This is a genomic window from Bacillus sp. FSL M8-0256 (genome assembly GCF_038005765.1).
In the GTDB taxonomy this organism is placed as follows: domain Bacteria; phylum Bacillota; class Bacilli; order Bacillales; family Bacillaceae; genus Bacillus; species Bacillus safensis.
This window is the reverse complement of the sequence record NZ_JBBOTU010000001.1, coordinates 639432-652516: the sequence shown is the minus strand read 5'-3', so window position 1 is coordinate 652516 and position 13085 is coordinate 639432. Positions and strand designations below refer to the sequence as shown.

General features: G+C 39.1%; 20 protein-coding genes. 8 read left to right on the top strand and 12 right to left on the bottom strand.

The window, feature by feature from the left end; genetic code table 11:
- Positions 1-166: 166 nt before the first annotated feature.
- Positions 167-538 carry a carboxymuconolactone decarboxylase family protein gene (locus NSQ76_RS03330; protein WP_056767484.1) on the top strand — a complete coding sequence of 124 codons (372 nt, stop codon included), beginning with the start codon at positions 167-169 and terminating at the stop codon, positions 536-538.
- Between the two features lie 214 nt (positions 539-752).
- On the opposite strand, the gene NSQ76_RS03325 is transcribed toward NSQ76_RS03330, so the two are convergent.
- Together NSQ76_RS03325 and NSQ76_RS03320 are read right to left on the bottom strand one after the other, a co-directional pair.
- Positions 753-1802, bottom strand: coding sequence for a hypothetical protein (locus NSQ76_RS03325; RefSeq protein WP_341052372.1), 1050 nt, complete (start codon positions 1800-1802; stop codon positions 753-755).
- Between the two features lie 73 nt (positions 1803-1875).
- Positions 1876-2244, bottom strand: coding sequence for an RlpA-like double-psi beta-barrel domain-containing protein (locus NSQ76_RS03320; RefSeq protein ID WP_024424478.1), 369 nt, complete (start codon positions 2242-2244; stop codon positions 1876-1878).
- Between the two features lie 209 nt (positions 2245-2453).
- On the opposite strand from NSQ76_RS03320, the gene NSQ76_RS03315 reads away from it, so the two are divergent.
- The 3 genes from NSQ76_RS03315 to NSQ76_RS03305 all read left to right on the top strand — a co-directional run bounded on the left by NSQ76_RS03315 (position 2454) and on the right by NSQ76_RS03305 (position 4209).
- Entirely contained in the window at positions 2454-3128 is a 675-nt protein-coding gene (locus tag NSQ76_RS03315) for a hypothetical protein (RefSeq protein WP_024424477.1), read from the top strand.
- Between the two features lie 124 nt (positions 3129-3252).
- Entirely contained in the window at positions 3253-3720 is a 468-nt protein-coding gene (locus tag NSQ76_RS03310) for a hypothetical protein (protein ID WP_341052370.1), read from the top strand.
- 138 nt (positions 3721-3858) lie between these two features.
- Positions 3859-4209, top strand: coding sequence for a DUF4064 domain-containing protein (locus NSQ76_RS03305; RefSeq protein WP_024424475.1), 351 nt, complete (start codon positions 3859-3861; stop codon positions 4207-4209).
- A gap of 30 nt (positions 4210-4239) precedes the next feature.
- On the opposite strand, the gene NSQ76_RS03300 is transcribed toward NSQ76_RS03305, so the two are convergent.
- Positions 4240-4683, bottom strand: a complete 444-nt coding sequence (locus NSQ76_RS03300) for a hypothetical protein (protein WP_341052367.1) — start codon at positions 4681-4683, stop codon at positions 4240-4242.
- 236 nt (positions 4684-4919) lie between these two features.
- Here NSQ76_RS03300 and NSQ76_RS03295 point away from each other — a divergent pair, with 236 nt between their 5' ends.
- Positions 4920-5456: an LptM family lipoprotein gene (locus NSQ76_RS03295; protein ID WP_341052365.1), complete on the top strand. Its 537-nt coding sequence runs from the start codon at positions 4920-4922 to the stop codon at positions 5454-5456.
- Between the two features lie 129 nt (positions 5457-5585).
- On the opposite strand, the gene NSQ76_RS03290 is transcribed toward NSQ76_RS03295, so the two are convergent.
- The 6 genes from NSQ76_RS03290 to groES form a co-directional block, all read right to left on the bottom strand.
- Complete coding sequence (locus tag NSQ76_RS03290; RefSeq protein ID WP_087976359.1) at positions 5586-6191, bottom strand: FMN-binding negative transcriptional regulator; 606 nt, start codon at positions 6189-6191, stop codon at positions 5586-5588.
- 20 nt (positions 6192-6211) lie between these two features.
- Complete coding sequence (locus tag NSQ76_RS03285; RefSeq protein ID WP_341052364.1) at positions 6212-6730, bottom strand: GNAT family N-acetyltransferase; 519 nt, start codon at positions 6728-6730, stop codon at positions 6212-6214.
- A 21-nt stretch (positions 6731-6751) separates the two neighbouring features.
- Positions 6752-7204, bottom strand: a complete 453-nt coding sequence (locus NSQ76_RS03280; RefSeq protein ID WP_125587198.1) for a MarR family winged helix-turn-helix transcriptional regulator — start codon at positions 7202-7204, stop codon at positions 6752-6754.
- A 118-nt stretch (positions 7205-7322) separates the two neighbouring features.
- Positions 7323-7454 (bottom strand): hypothetical protein, encoded by a 132-nt coding sequence (locus tag NSQ76_RS03275; protein ID WP_254968466.1) that lies wholly within the window; start codon positions 7452-7454, stop codon positions 7323-7325.
- A gap of 139 nt (positions 7455-7593) precedes the next feature.
- The gene (groL, locus tag NSQ76_RS03270; RefSeq protein WP_024424467.1) at positions 7594-9228 is read right to left on the bottom strand and encodes a chaperonin GroEL; all 1635 of its coding nucleotides are present in this window, start codon (positions 9226-9228) and stop codon (positions 7594-7596) included.
- 55 nt (positions 9229-9283) lie between these two features.
- Positions 9284-9568 (bottom strand): co-chaperone GroES, encoded by a 285-nt coding sequence (groES, locus tag NSQ76_RS03265; RefSeq protein ID WP_024426730.1) that lies wholly within the window; start codon positions 9566-9568, stop codon positions 9284-9286.
- A gap of 229 nt (positions 9569-9797) precedes the next feature.
- Here groES and NSQ76_RS03260 point away from each other — a divergent pair, with 229 nt between their 5' ends.
- From NSQ76_RS03260 to NSQ76_RS03250, 3 genes are read left to right on the top strand one after another with little or no spacing between them, the layout of a single operon-like run.
- On the top strand, positions 9798-10532 hold the full coding sequence (locus tag NSQ76_RS03260) for a CPBP family intramembrane glutamic endopeptidase (protein WP_024424466.1): 735 nt from the start codon (positions 9798-9800) through the stop codon (positions 10530-10532).
- Complete coding sequence (locus NSQ76_RS03255; RefSeq protein WP_003213897.1) at positions 10529-10723, top strand: YdiK family protein; 195 nt, start codon at positions 10529-10531, stop codon at positions 10721-10723. The genes NSQ76_RS03260 and NSQ76_RS03255 overlap by 4 nt, the downstream gene beginning before the upstream one ends.
- A gap of 56 nt (positions 10724-10779) precedes the next feature.
- Positions 10780-11406, top strand: a complete 627-nt coding sequence (locus NSQ76_RS03250) for an NUDIX hydrolase (protein ID WP_341052356.1) — start codon at positions 10780-10782, stop codon at positions 11404-11406.
- A gap of 38 nt (positions 11407-11444) precedes the next feature.
- Here the strand turns inward: NSQ76_RS03250 and tatC are convergent, their stop codons facing one another.
- From tatC to NSQ76_RS03235, 3 genes are read right to left on the bottom strand one after another with little or no spacing between them, the layout of a single operon-like run.
- A complete protein-coding gene (tatC, locus tag NSQ76_RS03245) occupies positions 11445-12203 on the bottom strand; it encodes a twin-arginine translocase subunit TatC (protein WP_208945843.1) in 759 nt (252 codons plus the stop codon).
- 6 nt (positions 12204-12209) lie between these two features.
- On the bottom strand, positions 12210-12389 hold the full coding sequence (locus NSQ76_RS03240; RefSeq protein WP_008355689.1) for a twin-arginine translocase TatA/TatE family subunit: 180 nt from the start codon (positions 12387-12389) through the stop codon (positions 12210-12212).
- 27 nt (positions 12390-12416) lie between these two features.
- Positions 12417-13070: a redox-sensing transcriptional repressor Rex gene (locus tag NSQ76_RS03235; protein ID WP_008355687.1), complete on the bottom strand. Its 654-nt coding sequence runs from the start codon at positions 13068-13070 to the stop codon at positions 12417-12419.
- Positions 13071-13085: the final 15 nt, after the last annotated feature.

Sequence of the window (13085 nt, the reverse complement as noted above, 5' to 3'; positions counted from 1 at the left end):
GGAAAAATAAATTGCATGAATCATTCCTTTGAGGAGCATTCCATACTTAAAATGTTGACGCAGCAACCGATAATACTACTATATACCCATTACATCTATCAAAAGGCACATAAGCCATAATGAACGAACAAATGGAAAATTGCGATAAAAAACGGAGGAGTTCAATTTGAATGAAGAAAAAGAGACTTGCCAGGTCAAACAAGAAACAGCGGCAGGTAACAGAGAGAAGCTTTCAATTTATGAAAACGAGAGCATTCGGTCAAACATTGAACAACTAACCATTGAACTCAGTGAACAAAAAGAATTCAATCACTTCATATTAGATGAAAAACAAAAGGCCATCAGCACATTATCTTCCCTCATCACAAAAGGCAATTGTGATGAAGAGTTAAAGACTCATTTTGAACAAGCATTACATATCGGACTTTCTGTTATAGAGATTATGGAGATTATTAAGCACTGTACAAAGGTTGCTGGCTTCCCTCACTCCATTAATGCCCTGTTTATCTTTCAAAACTTATTAGATGAAAACAAATAAAACAGAGAAAACGAGATGTCATCAGTCCTCTCGTTTTTTTATGTTCACTCATACTACTCTTTTTCTTTTCCTCTGTCACATAAGCAAAATATGAAAATGGCCCTCGTATCACTGCTTAAAAACTGATTTTCCATCTATAAATCCACCATTTCTTCAGCATTTCAAGTGACAAAATAAAAAAACGTCCAGTTATATAAATAACTGAACGTTTCCTTTATCGATTGACAGTGAAATTGTTAACAATTCCGCCATCCTTCTCCCAAGCGGCTTCCACCGTTTTCTTCTTCATATTGTATTCAAAAATCGTTCTTATCTTCGCCTTTCGTCCGGTGTCATCCTTTAATTCTTCTGCGTTTTTTGCAACACCTAAGAAATAAACAGACGACCCGTCCGTAGAAAATTGCGGCTGTGCAGCACTTAAAATATGAACATCCTGGCTGTTTTTAACGAGTGTCGTCGTTTTTCCAGTTTCTACATCAAGCAACTTAATCGAGGATATTTCTTTTTCTTTACGAACCTTTACTTCTGTATAAATCAATTTCTTATGATCTGGAGAAAATGAAATATCATTGATCGTTTGTGAGATACGTGCAATGCGTTTCCCCTTCTCACCTGTTTGAAGGGTGATTTTCATGGTTGTTGGTTCAGGATCTCTGCCCTTTTCATTTGCTTCATCGGTTTTTTGATAATCTTCTTTTAAAGAATAATGCTGGATCGCCAAATCATTCGAAGTCGGATCATATGCAAAAGAACTCACCGTATCATCCTTGCTTTTTTCCGGATACAGCTCTTTCATTTTGTGTGTTTTCAAATCAAAAGATGCGACATAAAATTGCTCTCCAGAATTCTTGTTATACCTTAGAAATAACTTCTTTCCGTCACCAGACAGCCTCATACTGTCGATAGAATCATCACTCGTAAACAGTGTTTTTTCTTCGTCAGATTTCACATTTAATTCCCGAATACTCACCTTTTGCGTGTCTTCATCCGTATACGTGTAATATAAAACTTGTTTCGTAGAATCATAAGCAATCGAAGGATATGCTGTCAGTTTCTCCGTATGAAGCGCCCGATCATGCAAGTAATAAGTATTGTTTAACTTTTGATCTGTAAATGAAACGAGCAATTCGTCTTTTGCATCTTGATTTGTTTTGACTTTTCCTGTATGTTTTGCCTCTTGCCCAGGCTTCATCATGAAGAAAATAACTGCCGCAATCACTGCGACGCCAATGACTGTGATGATCCACCATGTTGATTTTTTCATTGCCTTTCAGACCCTCTCTACAAGAAAAGAAGCCAGAAAATGAACTTTTCCCGCTTCTTTGCATGCCTATGTATTAATAAGTGTAATGCCCTTTTACGACACCTTTACTTGTTTTATACCCAAGTGCTTTGAATGCTTTTGGACTTACGTCTAGTACAGCATTTGGCATTCTGCCTACATCATATTTATATACTGTAATCACTTTATGTGGTTTCGCTTTTGTTGTCACTCTTAGTTTTGTACCTTTTTTCGGTACGTCAAAGCCCATTTTAGTTGCTGCATCCCAATGACCGAGTTTTTTTCCATCTGCGCCTTTTTTGCCGACACCATTATACCAAGTAATATTGCCGCTTACTTTTTTTGCACTTGCTCCATGTGAGAAACTGAATGCTAAAAATAAACTAGCTACTGTTACGATTGTCGTGATAAGCTTTTTATTCATTAAGAAATCCTCCGTTTTTGGTTTCTGCACTCATTATACATGAAGATGAACCCAGTTATTTTACAGACACATTACAATTCAAATACAAGTTGACCACTTTATGACCGATAAAGTTCATAAATACTACCATAAACAGTCAGAACATGGTAAGCAGCCCCCCTCTTTCATTTTATATAATAAAAGTGAATCAAATTTAAGGGGGAATTTTCATGAAAAAGTGTTTCACCGTTTTGATTGTAAGTTTGGCCTTCGTTTTGATGTTTTCAAGTCTTCCTGCCTCAGCGGCTAGTCCTCGTCACGGCGCCATTGTGACGCAAACAGATGAAGCCAAATGGTCAGGTATCTCTGCTGATATTGTCCTTCCGAAAACAGCCACCATTAAAAACGGCTATGCGGACTGGTATCTCGGTCTCGGCTCTGCTGTAGTAGAGAGCGGTATTTCAAAAACGTCTTCTGGCTATAAAGTTTTTCTAGGCAGCGGCTCACAAGGCGGCAGTAAATACTGGAACAGCGAATACGATACAAGTATTAAAGATGGCGCACGTGTCAACTTAAAGCTCATCAACAATGGTGATGGTACGGTGTCACTATATGTCAATGGGAAACTGCGCTATAAGCAGCCTGTTTACAACCCTAGCCGTCTGAAAAACCTTGATGTTGTCAAAATGGTACATGGCGTACAGGATAATGGAACAAACAGCTATTCACAAGCAAGCTTTTCGAATGTACAGCTTCGTGCAAATACATCAGGAAGTGTCTATAAAAATTGGGACGGGTCAATCAAATCGTCACTTTTACGTAAAAATTTAGAATCTGGTGCCGCAGCTCCTAAATTCACCGTCATTTCTTCTATCCCATTAAGTACAAGCCTTTCAGCACAATAAGAAAAAAGCACCCTCCATTGGGTGCTTTTTATTGTTCACAGCTTATCAACACTTCTCTTTTAATCAAAACAAAGATTCGTGGTAACATAAACATACAACATTCGACGAAAAAAGGAGAACGAACGTGAAAAAAAGTCTACTTGTTTTCATGAGTCTAGTTGCAAGTCTCTCCATTCTAGCAGCTTGCTCAAATACGACAAAAGAACAAAAACCAGAATCTAAGGCACTTCCTACGATTAATGAGCGCATTCAAAAAGAAACAAAAGAAGTAATGGAGCAGTCTAAGCTCATCAAAGACACTGACATCACCGTGGATCAAAAGAAAAAAGTCATTTCTTTAAACGTAACGGCTTCCTCTGATACCAATAGTGATTACGCTGAAGTCATCGGTTTAAACTTTGCCAAAACGCTGGCCATTGGAGCATCAACTGAAAAAGAAAACAATCTGCATAAACCGGAAAATGACAGCCTCGGCGCCCTCTATTCCTTCTATGACCTAAACATCACCGTGAAACAAGAAAACGGTAAGATGCTGGCAAAAGGAAAGAAAACAACAAATGAAACAAAAATCACTTGGGAAAGAGCCCAATAATTGGACAAGAAAATCCTTTATGGATTTTCTTGTTTTTTTTAACAAAACTATTAACTTTATGAAAAGAATGCCGATTAGTAAGATTGTGTTGGTTCTTAAGTACCAATAATTCTTATTTACATATCGGAGGAAAGTATGATGAAAAGAACAACAGAATTTGTTTTAGGCTTAATTGGAGGTATTTTTGGATTTTTCGGCGCAATGTTTGCTCTTGCTTTCGGAGGAATCGATGCAGCATTTAGCGATTCAGGTACGAGTGAAATTACAGGATTAGGCTGGGCAGCAATGCTTTTCTCTATTCTTGCCATTGTCGCATCTGTCATCGTAAAGAAAAAAGCAAAGCTTGGTGGAATTTTATTATTAGTATCTGCTGTAGGCGGCATTATTTCTATTTCTATGTTCTTCATCCTTCCAGCTGTATTAATCATCATTGCAGGCTGCATGGGTGTGTTTAGAAAAGAGCCTGTCGTCAATAACACAACTGCATAAGAATAGAGAATAAAGCTTGTAGAGATTGCTCTACAAGCCTTTTCTCTCTACTCTTTGTAATTCATATTGAATCGCATCAACTAACTCTATTATGTTTTCATCTGTCCAAAGATCCAACATAAATAATATATCATTCACCATGTGTGACAAATCTTCTTGGCTCATCAATTCTTCTTTGTAAGCAGGGACAACAAAGAAATAGAGTAGATCAGCCAATTCAAGAACGACACGTACATCTTTTTCATTCATGATGGCTTTATGCAGAGAATGAATCAGCCATTTGAGGTCTTCTTGATTTTCAATAGGAACATACATCAATTGGTGTATTTCATCGGTATCCCTCCCGCTTAGAATCCTCTCAGCAGATTCCTTTGAAAGAGCCCCAACTGTATTTGAAGATATATTCAGAAACAAGAATTCATGTTGATCCTCTCTATTAACTGTCTTGATTGACGAACCTTCCATCTCAATCACTCCCAATCCCTTATAATAATTCTATTATAAGGAAATTCAAGTTCGTTTTAAGTCACAAGAAGTGGATTTTATGTAATTTTAAGCTAACTGGTTTATAAAAAAACACTTAAAAACAATTATTTTCTATTTTTATCATTTTTTGTTGATTCGAAAGTACTTTTATCCTATTATAATAGTCATGGTCAATGTATAAGCACAAGACGCTTATATAAATTAAACAAAAGGGGATTTTCATTTTGAAGAAATTCTATGCTTTATTTTTAGCTTTAGGGCTAACATTTACACTGGCTGCTTGCGGCTCAACAGAAGATGTGTCTACAGGTGCATCTAAAGAAAAAGAGTCTACAAGCACAAAAACACAATCAAAAAACAAAAAAGACGATGGTTCAAAGAAAATAAATGCGAGCAAACACAAAACAACTGCTCAAGGAATGAAAGTAAAGCTTGGCGAGATTAAAATTATGAAGGATAGAATCAATGTTGGAATGAATATCGAAAATACGACAGATAAAGTTCTAAACTTCTATCCAGATCAAGGTAAAGTTGTAGCTGGAAGCATGCAATTAGATGCGAATATGTTTATGACTGATGGTGATATTGGTGGCGAAGTTGAAGGTGGCGTTAAACAAGATGGTGTTATTCAATTCTTAGCTCCTGAAGGCAAAGAGATCAACATTAAAAACATCAAAGAATTAAAACTGAAATTTGGAAATGTCACAACTGACGATTACATGAATAGTAAAGACGTGACCTTCACAGTTAAAGTAAAATAAACTTTCACTCATGCCCTTGAATGATGAGGGCTTTTTTATCACCACTAAAAAACACTTTCCTAGAAGAAAGTGTTTTTGTTTATAAATAACGTTTCATTCTTTTTATTAACTAATCTTTCGAGAAGTCTCTTAAATGGAACTCTTTTTCATCTCCTCAGCCATTTCCACTTCACCCTCTGCTTCCAGCTGTTCAATGATGCGGATATAATCCCTTTCGTGGCGATTTTGGCTTAATTTGAAAGCAGCCTGAACTTCATCAATGATGATCTTAAAGCCTACAATGCCTTTCATTTGCTTCTCTAACAGTTCCTCAGACAACGTATCCCATAGCACCGGCTGTTCTCTGTGACTTTCGTATGTCTCCAGCATTGTGGTTAATTCCTTAACCAGTTCCGATTTTTCAAGCAGTTCCGCCTTTCCATAAACATGAACAGCCTGGTAATTCCATGTTGGTACTGCTTCTTTTTCATACCATGAAGAAGATATGTAGGCATGCGGGCCTTGAAAGATGACGAGCGTCTTCTCGCTCTCTTCAAACGTTTTCCACTGAGGATTCCCAATCGCCATATGCCCTGAGATCACATACGAATCTCCAACTTGATGAAAACTCACTGGAATATGTGTCGCAATGGGCTTTTCATTCATTGTCGTCACAACTGTAGCAAATGAATGAGATTGAATAAATGATTTGATTTTCTCCATATCTTTCACTCGAAAAAATGATGGGATATGCATGTACCCTTCCTCCTTTTTGATCAGCTCAATGTTTTGGTCATAATGAAATCCATTTGCTCTTCGTCCCCCATGAGAAAGGCGTGCACCCCTGTTTGAACAAACCCAAGCTTTTGATAGAAAGCGATGGCCGCTTTATTGTGCTCCCACACCCCAAGCCAAACATCCTGTTTATGATGATTTTTCGCAATTTCAATGGCTTGATCGATTAAATATCTGCCTAATCCTTGCTTTTGAAAGGATTGCTTGATATAAATTCTTTCAATCTCTAACGCTTCACTCCCCATCTCTTCTGATTGGGCATTATCCATATTGATCTTCAAATAACCAGCTACTTCCCCATTCACTTGAACAAAATAAAACTGTGAAGAAGGGTGCTGTAATTCCTTTAACAGCTGGTTTAGGTGAAAAGCTGTCTTCACGTACGCTTCGATATGTTCCACTTTGTTTTGATCCAGAAAGGTTTCTATAAATGTATCGGTTCCAATTTTCTGAAGCTCCTTTACATGTTGTTCATTGCACCGAATGAAAGTGACGGTCATAAAGTCGTCCCTCCTTATTTATTAGTAGTCTCTCTTTATCCCTTTTTTCACACCTTCCCAGTCCTTTTCTATATTCTTTCGCACCCTGAGAAGATACTCATAAATCTGTTCCGCTTCTTCCTTAGAAAACCCATCCAGCGCCACTTGATTCGAATAATCATGTTCTCGTTTAATCATTGGGTAGACCGCTTCCCCTTTTTCAGTTGGAAACAGCTTTTTGATTTTTTTATTCACACGATCATCTTTTTTCTCAATAAACCCATTCAGTTCTAATTTTTTGATAGCCCGAGCCGCCGTAGTTCGATCCACTTTAATCATTTCCGCCAGCTTTTCCTGAATGATACCAGGCTCCTCACAAATACGCACAAGATACAAATACTGCCCCTTCGTTAAATCGTACTCTCTAAATTCAATATTACTTATAGAATCAAGCGCCCGAGCTATCACACCGATCTCTCGCAATATTTCTTTCATGTATTTCAACTCCTTTTGTTGTATTTACAACAATTTACTATAGCTAATATAACTGATAAAAGTTGTATTTGCAACAAAAACCCACTCCTTAATTGGAAGTGGGTTTTCAACTCTTTCCTTATTTATCACGCTTCTTCGATCCAAACAATCCAAACACGACAGCCAGTGCAACAATAATCGCCACCCATGTAGTGAAGCCCATATGATCACCGCTTTTCTTTTTAAAATACCGTGTCGGGTAAAGACCCATGAAATCACTTGCTCATATTTTAACGATTGAGAAGCAGTAAGGGTTTCAATTCATCAGCCTTGATACTTTTTATTGCATGTGATCAAAATCATGAAGACATAACAAAAACCCCTATATTTCAAGGGGTTTTCGAGGGTGTTTACATCATTCCGCCCATTCCACCCATGCCGCCCATATCTGGCATTCCGCCGCCTGAGCCGCCTTCTTCTGGTTTGTCAGCTACGACTGCTTCAGTTGTTAGAAGCATTGCTGCTACAGAAGCTGCGTTTTGAAGTGCAGAGCGAGTTACTTTTGTTGGGTCAACGATTCCTTTTTCGATCATGTTTACCCATTCGTTTGTTGCTGCGTTGAAGCCTACGCCAATTTCTTCGTTTTTCAAGCGCTCAACGATAACGGATCCTTCAAGACCTGCGTTGTGAGCGATTTGACGAATTGGCTCTTCAAGAGAACGTAGAACGATGTTTACACCTGTTTGAACGTCACCATCAGCTTCGATTGAAGCGACTTTGTTGTATACATTCACAAGTGCTGTACCACCACCAGATACGATACCTTCTTCAACTGCTGCACGAGTTGAGTTCAGTGCATCCTCGATGCGTAGTTTACGCTCTTTAAGTTCTGTTTCAGTTGCAGCACCAACTTTGATGACAGCGACGCCGCCAGCTAGTTTTGCAAGACGTTCTTGTAATTTTTCTTTATCGAATTCAGAAGTTGTTTCTTCTACTTGAGCACGGATTTGGTTCACACGTGCTGCGATTTGAGCAGAATCTCCTGAGCCCTCTACGATTGTTGTGTTTTCTTTTGTCACAACGACTTTAGAAGCGCGGCCAAGCTGACCGATTTCAGTTGATTTCAGGTCAAGTCCTAGGTCTTCTGTGATTAATTCTCCGCCAGTTAGAACAGAGATGTCTTCAAGCATTGCTTTACGACGATCACCGAATCCAGGAGCTTTTACTGCTACTGCGTTGAATGTTCCACGAAGTTTGTTCACAACAAGAGTTGCAAGTGCTTCGCCTTCTACATCTTCAGCAATAAGCAATAATGGTTTTCCTTGTTGTACAACTTGCTCAAGTACAGGAAGGATTTCTTGAATGTTTGTGATTTTTTTATCAGTGATTAAGATGTAAGGATTTTCAAGAACTGCTTCCATCTTATCAGAATCAGTCACCATGTATGGTGAAGCATATCCGCGGTCAAATTGCATACCTTCAACCACTTCAAGCTCAGTTGTGAATCCTTTAGATTCTTCAATTGTGATGACACCGTCGTTACCTACGCGTTCCATCGCTTCAGCGATTAGGCTGCCGACTTCTTCATCTGCTGCAGAAATAGCTGCAACTTGAGCAATTGATTCTTTGCCTTCGATTGGTTTAGAAATCTCGTGCAAGCCTTCAAGTGCTACTTTCACTGCTTCTTCGATCCCTTTACGAACGCCAACAGGGTTTGCACCAGCTGTTACGTTTTTCAGACCTTCACGGATCATCGCTTGAGCTAGAACTGTTGCAGTCGTAGTACCGTCACCAGCTACGTCGTTTGTTTTGCTTGCAACTTCAGCCACAAGTTTTGCACCCATGTTTTCAAATGCATCTTCTAATTCGATTTCTTTTGCGATCGTTACACCATCATTTGTGATAAGTGGAGAACCGAATTTTTTCTCAAGAACCACGTTACGTCCTTTAGGTCCTAAAGTTACTTTTACAGCATCTGCAAGTGCATCTACACCGCGTAACATCGCGCGACGTGCTTCTTCACTGAACTTAATATCTTTTGCCATAATAACGAAACCTCCTCAGTCTTTTTAAAAATTTATCTCAATGTTTTTTATGTGATTAACCAATAACAGCTAAAATGTCGCTCTCACGAAGGATTAAATATTCTTTGCCTTCATATTTCACTTCAGTGCCTGCATATTTTGAGAAGATAATGCGGTCGCCTGTGCTTACTTCTAACGCAACGCGCTCACCACTTTCAAGTACACGCCCTGAACCTGCTGCAACAATTTTACCTTCTTGCGGTTTTTCTTTTGCAGAATCCGGTAAAACAATACCGCTAGCGGTTTTTTCCTCAGATTCAACGAGTTCAATGATTACGCGATCGCCTAATGGCTTTAACATAAGAAACAACCTCCTCAATTTTTATATGTAGTCTTTTTTAGCACTCATCACCAGCGAGTGCTAACACATTTATTATAATAAAGAATGTCTTCTGCAATTTCAAGTGAAAACCTTTAAAAATTTTTACGCTTTCACGATCTTTTTTGGTCTCAGATTCTTTCCTTTTCATCGAAAAAGGAGACTTGTGTTACAATAAATCTAGTTCTTTTAGTAAAGGGGTTTTCGTTACTTGAAAAAACAATATTGGTACATCATCTTAACGTATATATTGGTGCAGGTTTCTGCGTTTCCTTATGTGCTCATTATGAAATGGCTGGGATTCATTCAATCACCGATGACTCAAACAGAGCTTTCAAAATTATCAGGAACGTGGACAATCATCAGTTTTTGTATCGGATTGATCATTATTCTGCTCATCCTTCGAACCGTCCCAAAAGCTTCACTGCGAAATGAAGCGCCAGTTTCAATCGGTTCTGCTATCGCATGGATCATTGGCGGTTTCTTTCTTTCTCTCTTTGCACAATCGATTGCGGGGGCGATTGAACAATATGCATTCGGCATTGGCCGTGAGTCAGAAAATACGCAAACCATTTTATCCATTATGGATGCCGTTCCTTGGCTTGTGATCGTCATCGCCCTGATTGGTCCAATCTTAGAGGAAATCATTTTCCGTAAAATCATCTTTGGTGTGATTTATGAAAAAACGAATTTCTTCATTGGAGCACTTGCCAGTTCAGTGGTTTTCGCTGCTGTACACTATGATTTTCCCCATATCTTGCTCTATACCGCAATGGGCTTTACCTTTGCCTTTTTATATGCGAAAACAAAACGAATCATTGTTCCAATCGGCGCTCATATGCTGATGAATTCACTTGTTGTTCTTGTGCAGATTGAGCCAGTGAAAAAAATGATTGAAGAACAATCTCAAACCATGCAAATGATTATTGGAGGCTTTTTCTCATGAGAAACCCAGTCGTATGGGGCATCATTTATTTTGCCGTAGGTGTCGCTTTCACCTATATGGCCATTCAAAACCCAGGTGACATGTGGTCATTTTACAGCATTTTGCTGATGGTGTTTGCGGCCTATAATATCAATATCGCGCTTAAAATGTTTGCCTTCTCTGTCAAACTCAAAAAACAGCAGCAAAAATAAATCAAAAACCATTTTCCGCGGTTGGAAAATGGTTTTTTTATGGAGGATGTATCTTTATGGAACATGAAAAACTTCGCATCTTCAATGATCAGCATGAAACGATTGGAGCTGCCGCTCGTTCAGATGTCCACGCCCAAGGTCTTTGGCATGAAACATTTCATTTTTGGCTTCTAAAAAAAGAGCATGGCACCGTATATCTCTATTTTCAGCTAAGAAGTCCCGCAAAAAAGGATTTTCCTTCTTTGTTTGATATCACCGCAGCGGGCCATCTTCTCGCAGATGAACAGCCTTCTGATGGCTTAAGAGAGGTAGAAGAAGAGCTTGGTCTTTCCATCCCTTTTGAGGACCTTACCTTTTCAGGTGTCATACAGGATGAAATCCATATGCCTTCGTTCATCGACCGTGAGTTCTGCCATGTTTACCTTTATATTTATCAAGAAAAGCACATGGAAGTTTATCTACAGAAAGAAGAAGTCGCTGGTCTGTACAGAGCCAAGCTGCTTGATGCACAGCAGCTGTTAACAGGAACATGTGAAAGAATTCGAATCGAGGGCTTTCAAGTTGATGCAAACGAAGAACGACGTGAGGAAAGCATCGAAGTGGGTGTTCATGATTTTGTCCAGCATGAGCACGCCTATTATGAGCACCTCTTTCATGCGATCGATCAATTTCTTTCACAATAGAAAAAGCATCGTGATCCTCATTGGATCATGATGCTTTTTTATGAGACATAATGACTTTCTTTCTCCTCTATTTGCTGCATTTTGCGGTAGGTCACTCTTGAAATGATAATGCTCACTTCGTATAAAACGAGCATTGGCAAGGTGACCATGAGGTGAGAAACAAGCTCTGGCGGTGTAATGAGTGCGGCAATGACAAGGAGGACAAAATAGGCATACTTCCGTATTTTTGATAAAAACATCGGTGTGATGATGCCAAGTCTTGTGAGAAACATCAACACGACGGGCATCTGAAACAAAAAGCCAAATGGAAGTGTTAACTGCATCAGAAATGTAAAATACTCATGAATCCCAATGACTTGCTCTACATTTAAATCATTCGACATTCGCATCATAAAGTCGACGACAAACGGAAACAAAATAAAATAAGAGAAAGCCACACCGCTCAAAAATAAAAGCAGTGCAATCGGAATGTAAGCAAGTGTCACCTTTCTTTCTTTCTCATATAAGCCTGGACTCACAAACGCCCACAGCTGATATAAAATAACGGGACACGTCAAAACCAAAGCAATGACAAATGCGAACTGCATAAACACGTACAGTGGATCTGTAAGCTTAAATGCGTTCAGCGTGAGTGTTGCCGCTTCATCGGTATTTTGTAAATACACAATGACCGGCTTAGCGAGAAAAAAACCAGCCACCATAAAGGCGACAAAAAACATCGCAATGATCACTAAACGTTTTCGCAGTTCCACAATATGCTCCATAAGCGGCATATCTTTGACATTCATGAAGCTCATCCTATTCTACTGATCTTCTTTTTTCTTTTTTTCTTCCTGATCATCAGCTAAGCCTTTTGTGGCATTTTTGAATTCACGTAATGTATCTCCTGCTGCTCTTCCTAATTCAGGAAGCTTTTTCGGCCCAAAAATAATGAGCGCTACAATCGCAATCAGAATCAAACTCCCAGGACCGATCGGACCCATTTGCTCCACCCCCTTTACCCCTTTTCGTCAGTCCTCCTGCGTAACAGAGTAATGCTTTAAGAAATACACAAGAGACTGAAGTTCAACCGCCAAATCTATATGATGAATTCGAATGTGTTCCGGCACATTCAATCGAGCCGGCGTAAAGTTAAGGATTCCTTTGATGCCAAGGGCAATCAAACGATCTGTAATGGATTGAGCTGCTACGGCAGGTACTGTCAAAATTGCAACAGGGATATCTCCTACCTCTTGAACATGCTCTTCAAGCTTATCCAAATCATAGACAGGCACGCCGCCTATCTCACTTCCTATTTTACTCTCATTGACGTCAAAAGCCATTGAAATTTTTGTATTATTATTTTTTATGAAATTATAGTGTAAAAAGGCAGTCCCTAAATTCCCGACACCGATGAGCATGACATTGGTCATTTCATCTTGGTCAAGGGTCTTTCTGAAGAAGGTCAAGAGATAATCGACATTATAGCCGTACCCTTTTTTCCCAAGTGCACCAAAGTACGAAAAATCTCGGCGAATGGTAGCAGAATCCACTTTGACTGCATCACTAAGCTCTGCTGATGACACCCTTTGTTTTCCTGATGCATGCAGATTTTTTAAAAAACGGTAGTATAGCGGCAAACGTTTGGCTGTCGCTTGTGGAATTTTTGACTGATCTATATTCATATAAGGTCCTCCAAC